Here is a 21647-nt window from a genome sequence, read left to right on the forward strand (position 1 = left end):
CGTGTTCGACCTCGCCGATTCCTACGTGTGGGATTTCTGGTTCGCCGACGACGGTGACGCCTACCACCTGTTCTTCCTCTATGCGTCGCGCGCACTGCACGACCCGGAAGACCGTCACTACCGCGCCTCGGTGGGCCACGCCGTCTCGACCGACCTCGTGTCGTGGGAGCGCGTCGCCGACGCCCTGGTGCGCGGAGGCGCCGACGACTTCGACGCCCTCGCCACGTGGACGGGCTCGACCGTGCGCCGCGCCGACGGGACCTGGTTCCTCTTCTACACGGGCTCGCGTTTGGACGACGACGGCCGCAACGTGCAGCGGATCGGCTACGCCACGAGCACCGACCTCTTCACCTGGCACAAGAACCCCGCGAACCCGGTGCTCGAGGCGGACGGCACGATCTACGAGCGCCTGGCGAACAGCGACTGGCACGACGAGGCCTTCCGCGACCCGTGGGTCTTCGCCGATCCCGCAGGTCGCGGCTGGCACATGTACGTCACCGCCCGCGCGACGCACGGCCCCCTCAACGGTCGGGGTGTCGTCGCGCACGCGACGTCGGACGACCTCGAGACGTGGCAGCTGCAGGCGCCGGTCACCGCTCCGAGCGACGACGGCTTCGGGCAGCTCGAGGTGACCCAGGTCGAAGAGGTCGACGGCCGCGCGGTGCTGCTGTTCTCGTGCATGACCGCCCAGGCGATGGATGCCGTGCGGGAACGCCACCCGCGCGGTGCGGTGTGGGCGGTGCCCGCCGACAGCGTGCTCGGCCCGTTCGACATCGCCACCGCGACGCCGATCACCGAAGACGACCTCTACGTCGGGCGCCTGATCCGGGACCGGGCGGGCGCGTGGCAGTTGCTGGCCTTCCGCAACGTCGGCCCCGACGGCGGCTTCGTCGGCGGTGTCACCGACCCCATGCCCGTGGGCTGGGACGGCGACCGCCTCGTCGTGAAGCAGCCGGCCCTCTCGGTCTGACCCCGATGCTCGAGCGCGCTCGGCGTGTGCGGCGCTGCGTTTCACCCCGTCGGATCCAGGGAGGTTCGAGGGGGTGTCTTGCGCCGTGGGCGCGGTCGACACCGCGAACGAGCTGACCGACCGGGAGCCGACCCCGGGCGAGGTCAGCACACCCCGTACCACCCCGCAAGAGGGGATGCCGCGTCCCGGCGCATCGGTAACGTCGGCGATCCGGCGGGCACCGACCGGCGCTCCGCCACTGACGACGAGAGGCACGCCCATGGCATCCGAAATCTCCGACCCCTCGCAGGCCGCCGCGGACGAGAACGCGTACGAGGGCGCCGACGTCGAAGTGTCGCCCACCGAGGGCGCTCCCGACTCGGACGCCGATACCTCCTCGAGCTCCGAGGGCGAACCCAAGCCCGGCGGCCTCGGCACCGACGGCACCATCCCCAGCGACCCCGACGGCGTCGCCGCGGGTCACTCCGACACCGCCTCGCACTTCAACGCCGAGGAAGACGACGAGTCGGCCTGAGCGGTGGCCGCGCGATCGAACCCGGTCGCGCGGCTCCCACGCTGTAGAATGGGTAGCGGTGCGTCGGGAAGTCTGGTCGACATTCTGTCGATCGACCCCTGAGGAATCTTCATGAGCCACGAGACCGTGCGCGCCCCGAGCTGGCCCGGCTACGCCGAGGTGCATCGCGTCACCACCCTCCTCCGCCGCGAATCCGTCGGCGGCATGCTGCTGGTCGTCGCGGCGATCGCGGCCATCATCTGGGCGAACTCCCCCGCGTCCGAGTCCTACTTCGCGCTGCGCGACTTCCGGTTCGGCTACGAGCCGTGGCATCTCGAGTTGAGTGTGGGCGCGTGGGCGGCCGACGGCCTCCTGGCCGTGTTCTTCTTCATGGTCGGGCTCGAGCTCAAACGCGAGATCGTCGTCGGCAGCCTGCGACGGCTGAACACCGCGATCGTTCCGGTGACGGCCGCCGTCGCCGGCGTCGCCGTGCCGGCCCTCATCTATGTCGCCATCGTCCACACCCAGCCGAGCCTGCTGGCCGGATGGGCCATCCCCACCGCGACCGACATCGCGTTCGCCGTGGCGGTCCTCGCCCTCGTCGGCTCGCATCTGCCCGGACCGCTGCGGATCTTCCTGCTGACCCTCGCCGTCGTCGACGACCTGATCGCGATCGCGATCATCGCAATCTTCTACACCAGTGACATCTCACTGCTGCCACTGGCCATCTTCGCCCTGCTCGTCGCGGTCTACGCCGTCATCGCGCACCGGGGGCGCGCCTGGTTCGCACGCACCCCGTGGGGCGCGTGGCTCGTGCTGCTGCCGGTCGGCTTCGCGGCCTGGGCGTTCCTGCACGCGTCGGGTGTGCACGCCACGATCGCCGGTGTCGCTCTCGCCTTCACCATCCCCGTCGCGGCGTCGCGTCGCCAGCCCGAGATCCGCGGCATGGATCTCGCGGAACAGTTCGAACACCGCTTCCGTCCCCTGTCGTCGGGCATCGCCGTACCCCTCTTCGCCTTCTTCGCCGCGGGCGTCTCGGTCGGCGGCGGCGAGGGACTGATGCGCGCCGTCTCGGACCCCGTCACGATCGGCGTCGTCGCGGGGCTCGTGCTCGGCAAGCCGCTCGGCATCCTGCTCGGGGTGCGCCTGCTGACGCTGGTGACGAAGGTACGACTCGATCCTGCCTTGAAGTGGATCGACCTCGCCGGAGTCGGCCTGCTCGCCGGCATCGGGTTCACGGTGTCGCTGCTCATCGCCGAGCTGAGTTTCCCCGAGGGCTCGCCGCACACCGACGACGCCAAGATCGCGATCATGGTCGCGTCCCTCCTGGCATCCGTGCTCGCCTCGGCCGTGCTGCTCGTGCGCAACCGGCGCTACAAGCAGCTCGCGCTCGAAGAGGACGTGGATGCCGACGGCGACGACGTTCCCGATGTGTACCAGCAGCCGGCCGAACGCGACCGCTGACGGGCGTCAGCCAGGCGAACGCAGGCTCAGGCCGACGCGCGCTCCACGACCTCGGTGGGCAGGATGGTCGCGTGCGCCGCGGGGCGACCCGCGAGCACGTCGAGGAGCACGGATGCCATCTGCCGCCCCTGTGCGAGCGAGGGCTGGCGCACGGTGGTGAGAGCGGGGGTGAGGGCGGTCGCGACCGCGGAGTCGTCGAAGCCCATCACCGCCACGTCACGTCCGGGTTCGATGCCCCGTTCGCGCAGAGCCGCGTACGCCCCGCGCGCCATGAGATCGCTCGCGACGAAGAAAGCGTCGGGCCGCACGTCGGCGTCGAGGATGCGACTCATGGCGAGGGCGCCGCCCCTCTCGGTGAAGTCACCGTCCTCCACCGCCACGGGCGTGAGTCCCGCCGCGGCCATCTCGTCGCGGAACCCCTGCAGACGGTCGATGCCGGCCGGCATGTCGGGCGGACCCGACACCGTGGCGATACGACGGTGCCCGCGCGCGATCAGGTGAGCGGTGGCGCTCCGGCCGCCCTGGACGTTGTCGACGTCGACGAAGTAGTCCTCCTCGCGCACCCGCGCCGGTCGGCCGCCGTAGACGACGGGCACCACGTCGGCGATGCGCTCGAGGAACGTGTCGCTCGTGTGGTGCGACGCGACGATCGCCCCGTCGACGCTCCCGCCGCGCAGATACCCGAGTGCTTTGGCGCTGACGTCGTCGCTGGCGATCAGCATGTTCATGATGTAGTCGCTCTCGCCGATCACCTCGCCGATGCCGGCGACGATCGACGCGAAGAAGGGGTCGCCGAAGAAGCGGTCGGTCTGCTCGGGGATGACGAGCGCGATGGCGCGTGTCTGCCGGCTGGCGAGGGAGCGCGCCGCACGATTGGGGACGTACTGCAGGTCGTCGATCGCTTGGCGCACGGCTTCGAGGGCCGCGGGAGAGACCGCGGTGGAACCGTTGACCACGCGAGACACCGTCGATCGTGAGACGCCGGCGCGGGCCGCCACCTCCTCGATGGTGGCGGCGCCTCGAACGGGTGCGAGTTCCATCGCGATGCCTCCTCGGAGCCCTCGCGCGAGGGTCACACCGCGGGTTCGGTGGCCAGTGCGCGCTCGGCGATGATGTGAGCGTACTGCCGGCCGGAGTCCTTCACGGTCCGCTCCTGAGTCTGGTAATCGACCGACACGATGCCGAAACGCTTGGCGTAGCCCCAGGCCCACTCGAAGTTGTCCAGGAGCGACCAATAGAAGTAGCCACGCACGTCGACGCCCTTCTCGACGGCATCCAGCACGGCAGCCAAGTGCGCCTCGACGAACTCGACGCGCTCGGTGTCGTGCACGCGGGTCTCGCCGTCCTCGACCACGACCTCGTCGTCGTACGACGCGCCGTTCTCGGTGACGTAGAGCGCCGTGCCGGCGGGGGCGGAGTACTCCTCGCTCACGCGCTCGAGAAGGCGCGTGAGCCCCTCGGGCTGCACCTCCCAGCCCATGTTCGTGCGCGACAGGCCCCGGTCGTGCCAGTACAGGTTCTCGTGCGCGGGGAACGGCTTGCCGATCGGCCGCGTGGTGGGTGCGTCACCGGCGGGCGGGTCGACCTCCGGCGGCGCGCCTCCCACGAACTCGCCGTGGTAGTAATTCACGCCGAGCGAGTCGATCGGGGTCGAGATGACATCGAGGTCGCCGGGCTGCACGGCGTCCTGCCAGCGGGCCACGGCCTCGGCATCGGTGTCGCGGAAGTCCTTGATGATGTCGGCCGGATACGCGCCGCGGAACACCGGGTCGAGGAACCAGCGGTTGAACTGTCCGTCGATCCGCCGCGCGGCGTCGAGATCGGCGGGGTTCGCCGGGTCCACGGCATCCGCCACCGTCAGGTTCAGCGTCAGACCGAGGTTCAGCGAGGCGTCGCGCGCGCGCAGCTCGCGAACGGTCTGGCCGTGCCCGAGAAGCAGGTGGTGGGCGGCGAGCATGCCCTCGGCCTGCGAGTAGTGACCGGGGGCGTGGATGCCGGCGGTGTAGCTGAGGAACGACGAGCACCACGGCTCGTTGAGGGTCGTCCAGACGTCGACGCGGTCACCGAGGGCGTCGTGCATGTCGAGCGCATACTCGGTGAAGCGCTCGCTCGTCTCGCGGACGGTCCACCCGCCCTTTTCCTGCAGCGCCTGCGGGAGGTCCCAGTGATACAGCGTCAGCCAGGGCAGGATGCCCGCGTTCAACAGCTCGTCGACGAGACGCTTGTAGAAGTCGACGCCCTTCGCGTTCAGCGCCCCGCCGTCGGGACGCACCCGCGCCCACGAGGTCGAGAAACGGTAGGTCTGGAGGCCGAGTTCCTTCATCAGCCGCACGTCGTCGGCGAAGCGGTGGTAGTGATCGCACGCGACGTCGCCGTTGTCGGCGTTGATGACGGCGTCGGGAACGCGGCAGAACGCGTCCCAGATGGATGCCGTGCGGCCGTCCTCGAACGCCGCTCCCTCGATCTGGTAGGCGGCGGTGGCGGCACCGAAGAGGAAGCCGTCGGGAAACGCTCGGGTGTGGGACATGGTTCGGGTTCCTTCCGTGGGCGCGAGGGTCATCCCTTGACCGCCCCTTGCATGATGCCACTGACCAGCTGCTTGCCCGCGAACACGAACAACAGCAGCAGCGGGATCGTCGACAGCAGCACGCCCGCGAGGACGACGGAGTAGTCGACGAAGTAATTGGACTGCAGTAGCGACAGCGCCACCGGCAGCGTGGGGTTCTGGCGATCGAGCACGATGAACGGCCAGAAGAAGTTGTTCCAGGCGCTCACGAACGTGAACAGACCGAGCATCGCCGCGGCGGGACGTGCCGCGGGCACCCCCACGGTGAGGAAGGTGCGGAACGAGGTGGCCCCGTCGACGCGCGCCGCTTCGATGAGCTCGTCGGGCACGGCCTGGCGCAGGTACTGCGTCATCCAGAACACGCCGAAGGCGCTCGTGAGCGCGGGGACGATGATCGCGCCGAGCTGGCCGGTCCAGCCGAGCTCGCTGAAGAGGATGTATAGCGGGACGACCCCGAGCTGCATGGGAACGGCCATGGTGCCCACGACGAAGACCAGCAGCCAGGGCCCGCCGCGGAACCGCAGTTTCGCGAAGGCCCACCCCGCGAGCGTGGAGAAGAACACGACGGATGCCGCGATGAGCCCCGAGCTGATGATCGAGTTCAGCAGCGCCGGCCAGAAGTTGACGGCCGGGTCGCCGATGACGGCGGCGGCGTTGGCGAGGAAGTTGCCCCCGGGGATCCACGAGCGATTCGCGTCGCGGATCGTGGACGAATCACCCGAGCCGATGAGCAGCGACCAGTAGAAGGGGAAGACGCTCGCCAGCAGCACGGCACCGAGGCTGGCGTAGACGATCCAGCCGGGCCGCGAGCCGCGCACCGGGCGGGGACGCCGGCGCGCAGGCGACGGGGCGTCGCGCTCCACGATGGGGACGGGGGCGGCGTTCACTGCGGTCATCGTCGTGTCTCCTCTCCACGGGTGCCGGCCGACGCGGCATCCGCGATCATTCGTTCTCTCGCGATGCGCGCCTGCGCCCGGCGCTCACGTCGGCTGCGGGGATCGCGGCTGCCGTCGTCGCGCACCAGCAGGCGGGTGACGATCATGTTGATCGCGCCGATGGCGAGGATGATCAGGAACAGGATCCAGGCCAGCGCCGCGGCCCGACCGAAGTTCCACTCCCCCCATCCGACGTTGTAGAGCCAAAGGGTCACGGTGAGCCACTGGTTGTCGGCGCCGCCGGTGCCGTACTGGTCGTACATGCGCGGCTCGTCGAAGATCTGCAGGCCGCCGATCGTCGCGGTGATGATGACGAAGATCAGGGTGGGCTTCAGGCTCGGCAGGGTGATGGAGAAGAACTGACGGACCTTGCCCGCCCCGTCGACGGTCGCCGCCTCGTAGTACTCGCGCGGGATCGCCTGCATCGCGGCGAGCAGGATGAGCGTGTTGTACCCGGTCCAGCGGAAGTTGACCATCGTCGCGATGGCGACGTGGCTCGCGAGGGCGTCGGAATGCCACGGGACGGCGGGCAGGCCGAGGTTCTGCAGCGTGGTGTTCACGACGCCGTACTGGTCGCCGAACATGTTGCTGAAGATGAGGGCCACGGCCACGGGGGCCATGACGTAGGGGATCAGCACGCTCATGCGCCAGAAGGTCTTCGCGCGGATGTTCTGGTCGAGCATCGCGGCGATGAAGATCGCGATGATCAGCTGGGGGACGCTGGAGAGCAGGAAGATGCTGAAGGTGTTGCGCAGCGCGATCCAGAACTTGGGCTGCGAGAGCACCCACGCGTACTGGTCGAAGCCGATGAACTCGCCGGAGTTGCGGACGAGATCCCAGTCCATGAACGAGATGACGGCCGTGTAGGCGATGGGGAACAGACCCGTGATCGCGAACAGGACGAAGAACGGCGAGATGTAGAGGTAGGGCGAGAGCTTCAGATCCCACGCGCTGAGGCGACGACCGAAGCCGAACCGGCGGGGCTGCCGGTCCCCGATCGGGGGCTGCGCCGGCCGCGTGGGCCGTTCGAGAGTGCTTGTCACGGTGTCTCCTCCTCGAGACGAGCGGAACGGATGCCGGGGCTCGGGCGATCGGGCCCCGACATCCGTTTCGCGAGAGGGTCAGGACAGGGCGTCGACCTCGGTCGCCCACTGCTGCCACGAGGTGGCGGCATCCTGGGTCCCGTCCTCGACGCGCGTCAGGGCCTTCTGCATCGCGTCGTTGATCTGGAAGTAGAACTGGCCCTTGTAGGGCGACACCTTCACGGCCTGCGCGCGCTCGGAGAGCATCTCGCCCACGGGCGCGTCGTTGAAGTACGCGTTGGTGCTGCCGGTCAGCGCCGCGGCGCTCAGGGCGTCGGTCTGGCTCGGGAAGGTTCCGGCGTTCTCGAACGCCTTGACCTGCGTCTCGGGATCGGTCAGCCAGTCGGCGAGCTCCTGCGCGGCCTCGACGTTGGCGCCGTTGCCGGGCACGGTCAGATACGACCCGCCCCAGTTGCCCGCGCCGCCGGGGAAGACATTGGCGATGTCCCAGCCGGTGACCTCGGGGGCGTTGCCCTCGATGACGCCGAGCATCCAGCCGGGGCAGAGCATGGTCGCGAAGGCCCCGTTCGACAGACCCGCGAACCAGTCGTCGGACCACTGGCCGAGGTGCGCCGACTGCGTGGCGCTGGCGTCCAGCACCTCGTCGTAGATGTCCTTGACCTCGGGGTTCTTCGTGGCCGTGATCTCCCCGTTATCGGGGTCTTCATACGCAGCCTCGACCTGGTTGATGGCGCCCTGGTACGTACCGCCCGCGGAGTCGAAGAACGCTTTACCGGTGGCGGCGACGTACTGGTCGCCGACCGAGAAGTAGGTCGACCAGTCGCCCTCGAGCAGCTTCGCGACCTCGGCGCGGTCGGTGGGGAGCCCCGCCGCGGCGAAGAGGTCGGAGCGGTAGCAGACGCCTTCGGGGCCGATGTCGGTGCCGTAGCCGACGAGTTGACCCTCGGGGCTGGTGGCGGCCTCGACCTTGTAGTCGAGCCAGCGGCTCTTCAGGTCGTCGGGCACGGGCGCGAGCAGGTCGGCGTACTCCATGACCTCGGGCAGCCAGTCGACCTCGATGGCCTCGATGTCGGCGAGTCCGGTCTTGCCGAGCTTCTGGAAGTAGTTCTCGCGGGCCTCGTTGCTGGTCGCGGCCTTGTTGTGGACGATCTTCACATTCGGGTGCGCGTCCATGTACTCCTGCAGGAGCGCGTCGGTGTAGCCGAAGTCGTTGAACGTGGCGATGGTGAGGGTGATCTCACCATCGGTCCCGCCCGAGGCGGAGCCGCCTGCGCCGGAGCAACCGGCGAGGACGAGGGCGGAGGTGGAGGCGACGGCGGCGACGAGCGCGGTCCGCCGCAGGGCACGAGTATTCACGGGTCACTCCTTTGTGGTGGGTGCGGATCGGCGCGGCGGGGCTCCGGGCGACATGCCTATGGGAGCGCTCCCAACCGATCGCCACCGAATGTATGGGATCGCTCCCATGGTGTCAAGGGAGCGCTCCCAAGTCGGCTGCTCAGCGCGAGCCGGGGAGCCGCAGCGCGGTGAGGTCGACGCGAGAACGCGGCGCAGTGAGATCGATCGCGAGAAACGCTCCCCCGACCGAGAAACGCGCGCACACGGCGTTTCTCCCCGCGAACCGCGTTTCTCGCGGCGGCAACACCCACGAACAAGCGCCAGCACGGGCGACCACCACGCGCTCGCGGCGACGGCACGGCTCCCAGGCGGCGGCGACGACGCGGCTCGCGACGGGTGAGGCCGGGAGCCCGCTCCCCTAGACTGGCATCCACAACGCCACCCGACTCCTGGAGCTGCAGTGCCCACCATCGTCGTCGACGTCATGCCCAAGGCCGAGCTTCTCGACCCGCAGGGAAAGGCCGTCGCCGGCGCCCTGTCGCGGCTCGGCGAGAACCGCTTCTCCGACGTCCGCATCGGCAAGCGCTTCGAGCTCACCGTCGACGGTGAGGTCGACGAGGCCATCCTGACGCGCGTGCGCGAGCTCGCCGACGAGATGCTCTCGAACGCCGTCATCGAAGACGTGGTGAACATCGAGGTCGTGGAGTGACCGCCCGCATCGGCGTCATCACCTTCCCGGGCTCGCTCGACGACCGCGACGCCCAGCGCGCGATCCGTCTCGCGGGCGGCGAGCCGGTGGCCCTCTGGCACGGCGAGCACGACCTGAAGGGTGTCGACGCCCTCGTGCTGCCGGGCGGCTTCAGCTACGGCGACTACCTGCGCGCCGGGGCGATCGCCGCTTTCGCGCCGATCATGGCCGAGGTCAAAGACGCCGCCGCCAAGGGCCTGCCCGTTCTCGGAATCTGCAACGGCTTCCAGATGCTCGTCGAGGCGCACCTGCTGCCGGGCGGCCTCATCCGCAATGCCCACCAGCAGTTCATCCGTCGCGACCAGCGCTTGCGCGTCGAGAACGCCTCGACCGCGTGGACGAACGATTTCACCGAGGGCGACGAGATCGTCATCCCGCTGAAGAACGCCGACGGCGGTTACATCGCGGATGCCGAGACCCTGGCCCGCGTGAACGGCGAGGGCCTGGTGGCCTTCCGCTATCTCGGTGTGAACCCCAACGGCTCGCTCGACGACATCGCCGGTCTGACCAACGAGCGCGGAAACGTCGTGGGACTGATGCCGCACCCCGAGCACGCGGTCGAGCCCGGCTTCGGCCCCGGCACGAGCGCTGCGATGCGCTCCGGCGTCGACGGTCTCGGTTTCTTCACCTCGGCGATCGCCGCCGTGGTGGGCGCCGCCGCCTGACGCTGATCATCGCCCGCCGGAGCGGCCCGTCCGGCGCCACTGCCGGCCGGTGAGATCACACGATCGTGTCGACGTCACACGATATGGCCGGTGCCCTCCGTGTGATCCCGACACGGACGTGCGATCTCGCGGGCGTCGGGCCGACGTCTCCGCGACGACCGCGCGATAGCGTGAGGGCGTGACCGTGAAGCGCTCGCCCGACCAGGACGCTCTCATCGATCGCATCCGCACCCTCTGGGAGGTGGATGCCGAGGCCCTCCCCTCCGAGCCGCGACTCGCCGAGCTCACCGGGGCGAGCCGCAACTCGGTGCGCGAGGCGTTGATCCGCCTCGAGGAGCGCGGGTACGTGCACCGCACGCAGGGCGCCCGCACATCGCTGAACCGGCGCCTCCCCGGGGTGGGGCGCCGCATCGACGAGCAGTTCGACCACTCGTTGTCGATCCGAGCCGCCGGCTACGAACCGACGCTCGACGTCGTCGCCGCCGAGCGGATCACGCTCGCCCCCGGCGAAGGGCGTTACGACGACCTGCCCGACGGCACCGAGGTGCTGCGCACGCGCAAGATGTGGCGTGTCGACGGCGCCCCGTACGCCCTCGCCGAAGACATGGTCCCCCTCACGCGTGCGACCGACCTCGATCCGCACCGGCCCGTGTTCGACCTCGCCGAGGCGGCGAACGGCGTCCGCGTGGCCTGGGAGACCATGTGGATCGACGCGATCGCGCTCGACGCCGAGAGGGCCGCGATCCTCGACGCGGAGCCTGGAACGCCGGTGATCGAGATGACGTACTGCGGCTACGGGGCCGACGATGCGATCGGGTACTGGTCGCGGGAGGTGCAGTTGTCCGCGCCGGCGGGGCTGCGCAACGCGCTCATCCGACGCGTGCGATCCTGAGCCGCGTCGTCGGCTGCGGAGGACATCCCGCGAGCGGAGGACTCCCGTGCCTCGGCGTCCGCCCGCCCCGAAGCCCCGCCCCGCCGGTCGGCGTACTCGACCGACGCGACCAGTGACGCGCCCGGCCGCCACGACCGACCGCGCGTTTCGACGATGTAACCGCATCGTGAACTTGTCGGACAAGCTTGTCTCTCACTTGTTGGACAAGCGTACGCTCGTCACACCCGACGAAAGCGAGCCGCCGTGACCGACACCCTCACCCCCCACGTCCTGACCGCCGAGATCATCACGCCGATCGACTTCGAGCCCTACGGCGTCGTGCTGACCCCGATGGAGGACGGCACCCCCTTCACCGCCGAGGAGGCCGTGCTCGACGTGTCGAACGGCATCCCGCGCTTCTACCTCATGCGCCTCGATGACAAGCCGGCCGAGTTCGTGCGCGTGACCCGCCACCTCGAGACCACGCAGACACTGATGGCCGTCGGGGATGTCGAGTGGACGATCGCCGTCGCCGCGCCCGGCATCGACGAGCCCGGACTCGACGACCTGCGGGCCTTCCGCATCCCACCGCGCACCGCCATCACGATGCGCAAGGGCACCTGGCACGCCGGCCCCTTCTTCGCCGATCCGAGCATGGACTTCGTCAACCTCGAGCTCGACGACACCAACGTCACCGACCACCACAACCACCGACTCGACGACGCGTACGGTGTGCGCGTCGTGATCGACGCGGAGTGAGCGTGCTCACCGCACTTCCCGACGCGGCGTCGCGCCTCGCCGCCCTCGAACGCGATGCGGCGCACCAGGCCGCCCTGAGTGCCGGCGACGGGCGATCGTGGGTCCGTGCGCGCGACGGCGTGCGCCCGGTCGTCATCGTCGGTGCGGGGCAGGCCGGTCTCGTGCTGGCCCGGGGCCTGCGTCGCCGCGGGATCGACGACGTCGTCGTGGTCGACTCCGCCCCCGCCGGCTCGGCCGGCCCCTGGACCACCTACGCCCGCATGCACACCCTCCGCACGCCCAAGGACATCGCGTGGCCCACCTGGGGAACCCCGGCGGTGAGCCCGCGCGCCTGGTTCGAGGCGGTCTACGGCGCGTCCGCCTGGGAGGGGATCGAATACTTCCCGACGACGGCCTGGCAGGGGTTCCTGCAGTGGTACCGGGAGGTCTCCGACATCACCGTCGTCCCCTCCACCCGTGTCACGAGCCTCTCACCCACGACCGTCGACGGCCCCCTCGAACTGCACCTCGACGGCCCCGACGGGCAGTGGCTGCTCCCCGCCCACCACGTCGTGCTGGCGACCGGCATCGAGGGTGCGGGCGGCAGGCACCTGCCCGCTCTGCTCGCGGACCTTCCCGCCGAGCGCGTGCACCACACGCACGACGACATCGACTTCGCCTCGCTCGCGGGCCTGCGCGTCGGCATCCTGGGCGCGGGAACGGGCGCCTTCGACAACGCGGCGACCGCGCTCGAGCGGGGAGCCGCGAGCGTCGACGTCCACATGCGGCGCGCCGCGATGCCGCAGGTGAGTCCCTACCGCTGGATGGAGTTCGCCGGGCTCATCGAGAACTACGGCTCCTTCACCGACGCACAGAAGTGGGCGTTCAACGTGCATCTCTCCGCCGTCGACCAGCCCGCGACGCAGAACGCCCTCTGGCGCGCGCACGCCTTCGACGACTTCCGCTTCCTGACCTCGTCGCCGTGGCAGCACGTGGAGTGGACCGGAGGCGACATCGTCGTCACCACGCCGCACGGCATCCACCGCTACGACGTGGTCCTCGCCGCCACGGGGATCGCCGCCGACCTCGCCCGACGCCCGGAGCTTGCGACGGTGGCTCCGGATGCCGCCCTCTGGAGCGACCGACTCCCACCCGAGGCCGCGGCGCAGAACCCCGGCCTGGCCGCGTTCCCCTACCTCGACGACGACTTCGGCCTCGTCAGCCGGAGTGCACCCGAGCGCTCGGCGCTGTCGCGCATCCACATGTTCAACCACGGAGCCCGACTCAGCCAGGGGATGCTGAGCCACCAGATCCCCGGCCTCGTCGGAGGAGCGACCAAGCTCGCGGCGGCCCTGTCGCGGCGCCTGTTCGAGCGGGACTCGACGGCTCTGCTCGAGGAGTACCTCGCCTACGATGTGCCGGTCGGAGTGCAGATCGGCAGGCGCGCGCAACCCGCGTCCGCCCCCACCCCGGCGGCGGTAGCGTCGAACAGGTGACCACCGACAAGCCCCTCATCGTGTCCGTGCCCACCACCCGACTGCGCGACGACCTGCGCCCCCTGCCGGACGGCGTGGAGGTGGTCGTCTGGGACATGAAGGATGCCGCTCCGCGCGAGCGCTTCGACATGGTCGTGCCGCCGTACATGTCGATGGACGGCGTCATCGATGCCCTGTCGAGCGTCGAGGTCGGGCTCGTCCAGAGCCAGTCGATCGGGTACGACAACGTCGAGGGACGCCTGCCCGAAGGCCTCGTCTACGCCAACGCCTCGAGTGTGCACGAGACCGCGACCGCCGAGCTGGCAGTGGCACTCGCCCTCGCGGCGCAGCGGCGCCTGCCCGACTTCGTGCGCGCGCAGGACCGTGGCGAGTGGATCGGGGGCTCGGCCACCGGACTCGCCGACCAGCGCGTGACGCTCCTGGGCTTCGGCGGCGTCGGCCGCGCGATCGCCGCGCGCCTCAAGCCGTTCGAGGTGGAGGTGCGCGCGGTCGCCTCGCACGGCCGGCTGCAGGACGACATCGAGGTCTTCCCGCTCGGTGAGCTCGGCGATGTGCTCGCCGAGACCGACATCGTGATCGCCTCTCTTCCCGGGGGCGACGCGACGCGCCACCTGATCGACGACGCCGCCCTCTCGGCCCTCCCCGACGGCGCCCTGGTCGTCAACGTGGGCCGCGGCCCCCTCATCGACACCGACGCCCTCGTCGACCACGTGCGGCGCGGCCGCATCCGGGTGGCGCTGGATGTCACCGACCCTGAGCCCCTGCCGGCGGGTCACCCGCTGTGGAGCCTCGACGGCGTCCTCATCGCCCCGCACGTCGGAGGAGCGACGGATGCCATGCACCCGCGCATCGCTCGCCTGCTGCGTCGTCAGATCGACCGCCTGCGCGCCGGTGATGAGCCGCTGAACGTCGTCATCGGCGGCTGAGCCCGGGCCGGCCGCCGCTGGCGCCGCGGAACACGCCGACCGGGGTCGGCGTCCGCCGCACGAGCGGTCCGCGTCCGCGGACGGCTCAGTCCGCCGTGGACCGGCGACGAGGCCGCATCGAACGGAGGGTCTCGGTCATCAGCCGTGCGTCGCGGCGACCGCACACGGCCAGCAATCCGACGGCCAGCAGTGCCCAGGCCGCGGCGACGGCGGGCAGGCGGATGAGCGGGGGCAGGGTGTTCAGCACCGCGGTGTCGAGTCCCCACGATCCGAGGGTCGCCAGACCGCTCACCGTGACGGGCACGATGGCGGTGAGAAGAAGCTCGCGGACACGCAGCCCCGCCCGCGGCGCGAAGACGAACGTCCCCGACGCCCAGATGAGCACCTGACCGGCGACCACTCCCCACGCGACCCCCACTGGCGCCACCGGCGCCCATAACAGGATCAGCAGCACCATCGGCACGCGGCCGACGATCTCGGAGAAGAACAGCGCACCCGAACGCCCGCGAGCCGCGAAGCCCCAGTAGTAGCCGTACGCGATCGTCTGGAAGACGGTGCCGGCGGCCAAGACGGGCAGATACTGCATCGCCGGCACCCAGTCGACTCCGAGGACGATCTCGATCAGCGGCGAGCCGCCGACCACCAGCAATCCGGTGACGGCGAGGAGGGCGTGACTGACCAGACGCTGCGCGCGGACCAGAGCGTCGTTGAGTTCGTCGAGATCGTCGGCGACCGCTGCCAGGCGCGGAAGGAGGATGCGGGTGAGGGGGGCCGCGACCTGCTGAAGGGGGAGCATCACCAGCTGATAGGCGCGGCTGTAGAAACCGACCGTGGCCGCGGAGTACCAGGCGCCCATGACGATGGTGTCGACGTTCGTCGTGACGTAGTGCGCGGCGTGCGTGCCGAGCGTCGACACACCGAAGACGAGCAGGCGCCGCATCGGGGCCCTGCGCGGCGGGCTCGGACGCCACCCGGCGGCCACGCCGGCCCAGGCGAGCGAGACGACGCCGGCCACGGTCCCCTGCAGAGCGAGCGCCACGTAGCCCGACCCGGCGAGCGCCAGGATGACGGCCGTCGCCACGCCCACGGCGTCGCCGCCGAGTTCGGACGCCGCCAGACGCCGGAACCGGTCGGTGCGATTCAGCTCGACCTGGAACTGCACGACTGCGGCGCGGAACAGGTAAGCCGGCGCCGCGATCAGCACCACCGCGATGAGCCGGTCGTCGTCGAACGCGCGCGCGATGGGGACGGCCGCCGCTGCCACGATCAGCGCCAACGCGGCGCCGATGGCCGTGTTCAGCCACAGGAGGTTGCTCTTCTGCTGCTGGCTCAGATCTTTCTCGCGCAGCGCCGCCAGGCTCAGGCCGAAGTCGCCGAGTACCGAGGCGATGCCGACGATCGCCAGCCCCAGGCTGACGATTCCGAAGTCAGCGGGCCCGATGAGTCGGGCGAGCACCACGATGTTGACGATCTGCAACACGTAACGGAGCCACTGCGTCGACAGCAACAGGGTCGCGCCCCGGGCGCGGGAGCCGGGGGATGCGTCGGGCTGCACGTGGGCGTCCCCTCCCATCGCGCCGCGCGCGCGACGCATCGTTCGGAACCCTAGGCGGCGCTCGCGGGGGCATCCCGTCTCATCGATCCCCACCCGCCCGGACGAGCCCGATACTTCACCCGGTACCCGTCGAGGAGGGCGGCTCGACGACGCGGCGGCGCCGTCGCGGAGCGCCCATAGCCTGTGCGGATGACTTCCCCAGCCGTCGCCGGTACCCGCGCGCGGGTGCGCACCAGCGACCTCCCTCGCCTCGCGGCCGGCACGCGGAGCCCGGGGGCACGCGCGGCCTCGTACGGTCTCCTGCTGGTGTTCTGGCTCGCCTGCGTGGCGGGCCCGGTCGCACAGACGCTGACGATGAGCCGTCGCATCGCCGTCGAGGGCGCGAAGACGCCCCTCACCCAGGCGGTGGTGGATGCGACGAACGTGGCCTTCTACCTGCCGGCCGTCGTGGCCGTGCTCGTGCTGGTGTTCCGCTTCGTCTTCCTCCGCAACGACCTCGCGCCGGTGCTGATCCTCATCCTGCCCTGGCTGTGGATCATCCTGAACGAGTTCGCCCGTGGCGGGCGCGTCTCGCCGCTGATCGTTCTTCCGATCGGTGTGGCCGTGACGTTCTGGGCCCTGCAGACACACGTCGACGACCTGAAGCTCTACGCCCTGCTGGCCGCGGCTCTCGCCGCTGTGTCGATGGCGATGACCGTCACCGCACCCGCGCTCATGTACATGCCGCAGAGCTTCGACGTCGCATCCGACAAGTCGCTCACGGGTCTGCCCCTGCTCGCGGGCGTCTTCAGCCATCCCAACTCGAACGGGCTGTTCCTCGTGCTCGCCCTGCCGCTCACCCACCTGTTCTCGCGCTGGTATCTCCGCTGGGCGACCGCCGGTGTCATCCTCGCCGCCATCATGTGGTCGTCCTCGCGCACGGCGTTGTTCGGCGCCGCGGTCTGGCTCGTGGTGATGCTGCTGAACCTCCTCCTGCGCGCCTCGCTTCGACGGGTCCTGAGCGTTCTCCTGGTCGGACTCGTCGCCGCCATCGCGCTCATCCCGCTCACGAACACCGATCCCGAGGCCTACACCGAACGCGGAGCGATCTGGCAGTTCGTCCTGTCTCAGCTGCACGGGACGCAGTGGATCGTCGGACTCGGTCACACGTGGTTCACGGATCACTACGACCTGCTCAGCTCCGCACTGTCGACCGCCGCCAGCCACGGGCACAACGTGTTCACGAACTACGTCGTCACGGGGGGCCTCATCCTCGTTCTGCTCATCGCGCTCGTTCTGCTCAACGCCGGACGGATCGCCTCGCACCTGCCGCATCGGCAGCATGTCGCGGCGATGGCGTTCCTGTGCGTGCTGGCGGCGGCCTCGATCACCGAGACGGCCTGGCGCACCGACGCTCCCGACACCCTCTTCGCGTCGATGATCGTGCCGCTCTTCGTGATCGCGACCCAGAGCCGCGTCGTGACGCCGGCTCCCACCGATCGTTCGGGTGAGCTGAGGGGTGAAGTACCCGCGCTCCGGGACCGCTCTCGGCGCCGGTCCGGACGGGGTCGAGACCTCAGAAGCGCCTGACCAGCGTCCTCAGACGGCGGAGGTTCGTCGAGCCGGGGGGCAGATCCCACGTCAGCAGCGACCGCAGCGTCTCGTCGTCCATGCGGCGACCCCGCTGGATCGCCCGCCGTTGCCCGAGCTTCTTCGGCATCTTCGCCACCGCGACGACGACGCCCTTCACGGCCACGACGCCGTTCCCGTGCACGACGGCCCGCCAGAACGTGAGCGTGTAGGCCAGCGCGAGTCGCGGCACGACCGTCGCCAGGTACCGGCGCGGGACGTTCTTGGCCACGACCCAGAACAGGTTCTTCAGCGTCTGGTACGTGGTGAACCCGGGAATGCGCCCGCTCGTCGCGCCGATCCGGTGAGAGGCGACGGCCGCGGGCGCGAGAACCACACGCCACCCCCGCAGGCGCGCTCGCCAGCTCAGATCGACGTCTTCGAAGTACGCGAAGAAGTCCTCGTCGAACAGACCGACGTCGCGGAGCATGTCGGCGCGGTACAGGGTCGACCCCCCGCTGGCGCCGAACAACTCGGTCAGGGCGTCGTAGGCATCCAGATCCTCTTCGCCACGGCCGCGCGGGAAGGGCAGTCCCCAGATCGAGTAGCACTCGCCGGTGCTGTCGAGTCGGGATCCGTCGATGGTCACGAACTTGCTCGCCACCATCCCCACGCGCTCGTCGCGCGTCATCTCATCGACGAGGTGCTCCACCCACCTCGGATTGGCGATCGCGTCGTTGTTCAGCAGAGCGACGAAGTCGTGGCCGCGGTGCAGGGCGTACCGGAGCCCGACGTTCACCCCGCCCGCGAAACCGAGGTTCACCGGCTGCACCAGCAACGTGACCTCGGGATAAGACTCGCGGAGCATCTCCACGGACCCATCCGTCGATCCGTTCTCGACCACGACGATCTCGACCGGAACGCTCTGACCCCGCAGCGATTCGAGGCACGCGGGCAGATCGTCGCGCCCGTTCCAGGTGGGGATGACCACCGCCACGCGGGCGTCCACGGTCATCGCCCGCCTCCCCGTCCGACGAGGGCGCTCTCGAGACGCTCCGGGAACGACGTCGAAGAGAACGCCGAGACAGCCCACTCGCGCGAACGGCGCGCATCATCCCATGCGGCCTCGGGATCGTTGAGGACGCGCAGGAGGGCGTCCGCGATGCCGGCAGCGTCGTCTTCGACCGTGAGGCCCGATGTATCGCCCTCGCCGACCAGTCCTTCCGCCCCCACCGTCGTGGACACCACCGGGATTCCGCGCATCATCGCCTCCACCGTCTTGAACTTCAGCCCCGCACCCATGCGCAGGGGAACCACGACCGCCGTCGCCGCCGCGTACGACGGCTCCAGCGAGGGCACCTCGCCCGTCACCTCGAGGAGAGGATCCGCCCCCGCCGCTGCGACCATCCGCGCGGTGGGGCCGGCGCCGGCCAGCACGAATCGGACCTCGGGTCGCCTCTCGCGCACGAGCGGGATGATCTCGTCGATCAGCCACTCCGCGGCCTGCGCGTTGACCTCGCGGAAGAACGCCCCGACGAAGACGACCGTCGGACGACCGGCCGGCAGGACGCGATGCTCGTCGGCCGCACCGCCCTCGAACGGGGGCCGCAGCACGACGGCGGGTGCGGCTCCCCCGCTCAGCTCGCGCACGTAGCGGGCGTCCTTCGCGCTGAAGACGATCACGGCATCCATCTCGCGGTACAGCCGTCCCTCGTCGCGCGCGACGCTCCATCGACGCCAGATCCCGAGCAGGCGGGCCAGCGACCGTGTCCGCGTCGTGGCGAACACGCGCTCGTAGGTCTGCGCGATGACGTCGTGGGCCGTGACCACGCGGCGCACCCGAGAGTGCGCGCGGCGGGCGGACAGCGCGAGCCAGCCCATCTCGGTCCACTGCGCCTCGATCAGTTCGCCGTCGGCGAGGGCGGTCTGCGCGGGACGCGAGCGTCGGACCGCCTGGCGGAAGCGATGGGGCGGCCGCACGGGGAACAGGCGGATCTGCTGGGTGTCCCACCACTCGGCGAGTCGGCCGGAGAACAGCGGGTCGCACACCACGACCTCCACGTCGAGCTCGTCGCGGAGGAGCCGGGCGTTGTCGCCGTTGCCCCGCCAGCCGGGGGCGATCACCGTGACCGTGTGGCCCCGCTCGCGGAGCGCGCGGAGGTGGGCGAGGACGTACTGCCCGCCCGCGTGGGGAATCCCCGGGTACGGGACGTGCGCCATCAGACTGACGATCCGCATGTCTTCTCCTCGCACGGGGCTGCCTGACGGACCCGCACGGACAGGCGGGCGTCCCGGGGAAGCTATCAATGCGCCGGGCAGGGGCGGTCGCCGCACCGTCGGGGGCGACACCCCCGGCGTCGCCCGCTCTCAGACGGGGCGCACGCCCGAGCGACCCTCTGCGCGACGCGCGGCTCCACCACTTCACCTGTTCTTTCACCCGCTCGACGGGTGACGACGACGGCCACGTCGCGCGGAGCCGCCGCGACCGAGACGGTCATAATCGGCGACGTCCCGACCGAGAAGAGACCAGCCCGTGGATGCACGACGCCCGCACATCGTCATCGATGCCCGTTCGATGTTCACCTCGACCGGCCGCTACACGCGCAAGCTCGTCGAGAACCTCGAGCGCATCGACACCGAGCACCGATACACGATCGTGCTCCCGCGGGCGCAGTACGACGACTGGGAGCCGAGCAGTCCGCTCTTCGCGAAGGCCGCCACCGACACCCCCTACTTCTCCCTGCGGGAACAGACGACGTTCTCGCGCGAACTGCGCGCGCTGAAGCCCGATCTCGTCCACTTCGCGATGCCGCAGCAGCCGCTCTCCCTCGGCAGTCCCCGGGTCACGACCTTCCACGACATGACGCTGCTGAAGATCCGGAACCACAAGAAGCATCCGGTCGTGTCGCTCGCCAAACGCGCCGTCGGCGCCGTCGCCTTCACCGCCGTCGCCCATCTCTCGCGCGTCAACCTCGTCGTCAGCGCCTACTCGGGACGCGATCTGCTGAAGTACACCCGAGCCGCGGCGGGCGGGGTGACGCTGACCTACCCCGCGGCGGATGCGATCACCGAGACCCCGGCGCCCGTGGAGGTACCGTTCCGACGCTTCGTGCTGTACGTCGGAACGCAGGTGCCCTACAAGAACCTCTCCGCTCTCATCCGCGCGGTCACGGCGCTCGGCGCCGCCGACGAGTCGCTCGGGCTCGTGGTCGCCGGAAAAGTGGACGACGACGGACAGCGGTTGATCCGCGACCTCGGCGACCGGGAGCGCGCGGCGACGCACTTCACCGGCTTCGTGTCCGACGGGCAGCTGAGATGGCTGTACGAGAACGCGGCGGTGTACGCGTTCCCCTCGTTCTACGAGGGATTCGGGCTCCCCGGCCTCGAGGCCATGCGGCATGGCTGCCCGGTGGTCAGCAGCGACGCGACCTGCCTGCCGGAGGTGTACGGCGACGCCGCGGTGTACTTCGACCCCTCGGAGGGGGCGGAGATCGGGGCAGCCGTCTCGCGCGTGTTGGCCGACCCCGAGGTGGCGGAGGGGTTGCGCGCGCGCGGGTATCGACGGGCCGAGATGTACTCGTGGCACCTCATGGCGCAGCGCACCCTGGACGCGTATCGGGACGCGCTCGCACGCTGACCGGAGAACCGGTCGGAGGGGAGTGAATGCGGGGGTGAATGCGGCCCCCGCCCGCGGAGCGTCCGCGCGTCGCGCTCAGCGCTCGTCGCGGTCGGCCCCCGACCACAGGTCGCCGCACTCGACGGCATCCGCACCCTGGGCGACGAGGTACGGTCGCGCTCCGACATCGCCGCGCACGGACGCCGTGACAGCGCTCCAGTGCTCCCGCCCGATGAGCACCGGATGCCCCGGCGAGCCGTCGTACGCGGCGAACGCGAGCGCGTCCGGTGCGGCGCGACGGACCAGCCGCGCGACGGCCGAGGGCGGGGCATCCGGGGTGTCGACCGGCAGCACGACGACGGCGGACGCGGACCCGGATGCCGCCGACACCAGGCCCGCGCGCACCGACGCCGCGACCCCCGTCCGCCAGTCGGGGACGCGGACGACGCTCACCCCGGCGGGAACGAGCGGAAGCGCCTCGTCGGCGGCGGCGCCGAGCGTCACGCGGATCCGCTCGCAGCCGCCCGCGCGGAGAGCCTGCACGGCGAGCGCGATCCAGGGGGTGCCGGCGGGGGTGCGGGCGAGGGCCTTGGGACCGCCGAAGCGGCGACCCGCACCCGCGGCCAGCACGAGTCCGCAGGGGGGAGCGGAGGGGGCAGCCGGCATGGTGACGACAGC

At 70.4% G+C, this 21647-nt stretch carries 20 protein-coding genes; 11 read left to right on the forward strand and 9 right to left on the reverse strand.

Annotation, left to right across the window (positions count from 1 at the left end; all coding sequences use genetic code 11):
• The first annotated feature begins 1 nt into the window (after position 1).
• The 3 genes from ACTJJP_RS16540 (at position 2) to nhaA (ending at position 2927) form a co-directional block, all read left to right on the forward strand.
• Complete coding sequence (locus tag ACTJJP_RS16540; protein WP_440776080.1) at positions 2-970, forward strand: glycosyl hydrolase family 32; 969 nt, start codon at positions 2-4, stop codon at positions 968-970.
• A gap of 259 nt (positions 971-1229) precedes the next feature.
• Positions 1230-1484 carry a hypothetical protein gene (locus ACTJJP_RS16545; RefSeq protein ID WP_440776081.1) on the forward strand — a complete coding sequence of 85 codons (255 nt, stop codon included), beginning with the start codon at positions 1230-1232 and terminating at the stop codon, positions 1482-1484.
• Between the two features lie 111 nt (positions 1485-1595).
• Positions 1596-2927 (forward strand): Na+/H+ antiporter NhaA, encoded by a 1332-nt coding sequence (gene nhaA, locus ACTJJP_RS16550; RefSeq protein ID WP_440776082.1) that lies wholly within the window; start codon positions 1596-1598, stop codon positions 2925-2927.
• Positions 2928-2953: 26 nt separating this feature from the next.
• On the opposite strand, the gene ACTJJP_RS16555 is transcribed toward nhaA, so the two are convergent.
• The 5 genes from ACTJJP_RS16555 to ACTJJP_RS16575 all read right to left on the reverse strand — a co-directional run bounded on the left by ACTJJP_RS16555 (position 2954) and on the right by ACTJJP_RS16575 (position 8827).
• Positions 2954-3967, reverse strand: a complete 1014-nt coding sequence (locus ACTJJP_RS16555) for a LacI family DNA-binding transcriptional regulator (RefSeq protein WP_440776083.1) — start codon at positions 3965-3967, stop codon at positions 2954-2956.
• Between the two features lie 32 nt (positions 3968-3999).
• A complete protein-coding gene (locus ACTJJP_RS16560) occupies positions 4000-5454 on the reverse strand; it encodes a glycoside hydrolase family 1 protein (protein ID WP_440776084.1) in 1455 nt (484 codons plus the stop codon).
• A gap of 29 nt (positions 5455-5483) precedes the next feature.
• Entirely contained in the window at positions 5484-6389 is a 906-nt protein-coding gene (locus ACTJJP_RS16565) for a carbohydrate ABC transporter permease (protein WP_440776085.1), read from the reverse strand.
• Positions 6386-7471 carry a carbohydrate ABC transporter permease gene (locus tag ACTJJP_RS16570; RefSeq protein ID WP_440776086.1) on the reverse strand — a complete coding sequence of 362 codons (1086 nt, stop codon included), beginning with the start codon at positions 7469-7471 and terminating at the stop codon, positions 6386-6388. The genes ACTJJP_RS16565 and ACTJJP_RS16570 overlap by 4 nt, the downstream gene beginning before the upstream one ends.
• Positions 7472-7549: 78 nt before the next feature.
• Positions 7550-8827: an ABC transporter substrate-binding protein gene (locus ACTJJP_RS16575; RefSeq protein ID WP_440776087.1), complete on the reverse strand. Its 1278-nt coding sequence runs from the start codon at positions 8825-8827 to the stop codon at positions 7550-7552.
• 439 nt (positions 8828-9266) lie between these two features.
• On the opposite strand from ACTJJP_RS16575, the gene purS reads away from it, so the two are divergent.
• From purS to ACTJJP_RS16605, 6 genes are all read left to right on the forward strand, one after another.
• Complete coding sequence (gene purS / locus ACTJJP_RS16580; protein WP_440776088.1) at positions 9267-9515, forward strand: phosphoribosylformylglycinamidine synthase subunit PurS; 249 nt, start codon at positions 9267-9269, stop codon at positions 9513-9515.
• Positions 9512-10219 carry a phosphoribosylformylglycinamidine synthase subunit PurQ gene (gene purQ / locus ACTJJP_RS16585; RefSeq protein ID WP_440776089.1) on the forward strand — a complete coding sequence of 236 codons (708 nt, stop codon included), beginning with the start codon at positions 9512-9514 and terminating at the stop codon, positions 10217-10219. Before purS ends, purQ begins: the two co-directional genes overlap by 4 nt.
• A 178-nt stretch (positions 10220-10397) precedes the next feature.
• A complete protein-coding gene (locus ACTJJP_RS16590; protein ID WP_440776090.1) occupies positions 10398-11111 on the forward strand; it encodes a GntR family transcriptional regulator in 714 nt (237 codons plus the stop codon).
• A 243-nt stretch (positions 11112-11354) separates the two neighbouring features.
• Entirely contained in the window at positions 11355-11849 is a 495-nt protein-coding gene (locus ACTJJP_RS16595) for an ureidoglycolate lyase (RefSeq protein WP_440776091.1), read from the forward strand.
• A gap of 2 nt (positions 11850-11851) precedes the next feature.
• Positions 11852-13324: an FAD-dependent oxidoreductase gene (locus ACTJJP_RS16600; RefSeq protein ID WP_440776092.1), complete on the forward strand. Its 1473-nt coding sequence runs from the start codon at positions 11852-11854 to the stop codon at positions 13322-13324.
• Positions 13321-14250, forward strand: a complete 930-nt coding sequence (locus ACTJJP_RS16605; RefSeq protein ID WP_440776093.1) for an NAD(P)-dependent oxidoreductase — start codon at positions 13321-13323, stop codon at positions 14248-14250. The genes ACTJJP_RS16600 and ACTJJP_RS16605 overlap by 4 nt, the downstream gene beginning before the upstream one ends.
• Before the next feature lie 85 nt (positions 14251-14335).
• On the opposite strand, the gene ACTJJP_RS16610 is transcribed toward ACTJJP_RS16605, so the two are convergent.
• Positions 14336-15844 (reverse strand): lipopolysaccharide biosynthesis protein, encoded by a 1509-nt coding sequence (locus tag ACTJJP_RS16610; RefSeq protein WP_440776094.1) that lies wholly within the window; start codon positions 15842-15844, stop codon positions 14336-14338.
• A gap of 150 nt (positions 15845-15994) precedes the next feature.
• On the opposite strand from ACTJJP_RS16610, the gene ACTJJP_RS16615 reads away from it, so the two are divergent.
• Complete coding sequence (locus ACTJJP_RS16615; RefSeq protein WP_440776095.1) at positions 15995-17374, forward strand: hypothetical protein; 1380 nt, start codon at positions 15995-15997, stop codon at positions 17372-17374.
• Here the strand turns inward: ACTJJP_RS16615 and ACTJJP_RS16620 are convergent.
• Both ACTJJP_RS16620 and ACTJJP_RS16625 read right to left on the reverse strand, forming a co-directional pair.
• A complete protein-coding gene (locus ACTJJP_RS16620; RefSeq protein ID WP_440776096.1) occupies positions 17361-18368 on the reverse strand; it encodes a glycosyltransferase family 2 protein in 1008 nt (335 codons plus the stop codon). The genes ACTJJP_RS16615 and ACTJJP_RS16620 overlap by 14 nt on opposite strands.
• Positions 18365-19591: a glycosyltransferase gene (locus ACTJJP_RS16625; protein WP_440776097.1), complete on the reverse strand. Its 1227-nt coding sequence runs from the start codon at positions 19589-19591 to the stop codon at positions 18365-18367. Before ACTJJP_RS16625 ends, ACTJJP_RS16620 begins: the two co-directional genes overlap by 4 nt.
• A gap of 295 nt (positions 19592-19886) precedes the next feature.
• Here ACTJJP_RS16625 and ACTJJP_RS16630 point away from each other — a divergent pair, with 295 nt between their 5' ends.
• Positions 19887-20990: a glycosyltransferase family 4 protein gene (locus tag ACTJJP_RS16630; RefSeq protein WP_440776098.1), complete on the forward strand. Its 1104-nt coding sequence runs from the start codon at positions 19887-19889 to the stop codon at positions 20988-20990.
• A 75-nt stretch (positions 20991-21065) separates the two neighbouring features.
• On the opposite strand, the gene ACTJJP_RS16635 is transcribed toward ACTJJP_RS16630, so the two are convergent.
• Positions 21066-21635, reverse strand: coding sequence for a nucleotidyltransferase family protein (locus tag ACTJJP_RS16635; RefSeq protein WP_440776099.1), 570 nt, complete (start codon positions 21633-21635; stop codon positions 21066-21068).
• Between the last annotated feature and the right edge of the window lie 12 nt (positions 21636-21647).

This window comes from Microbacterium sp. 22296 (assembly GCF_052045385.1).
Classification (GTDB): domain Bacteria; phylum Actinomycetota; class Actinomycetes; order Actinomycetales; family Microbacteriaceae; genus Microbacterium.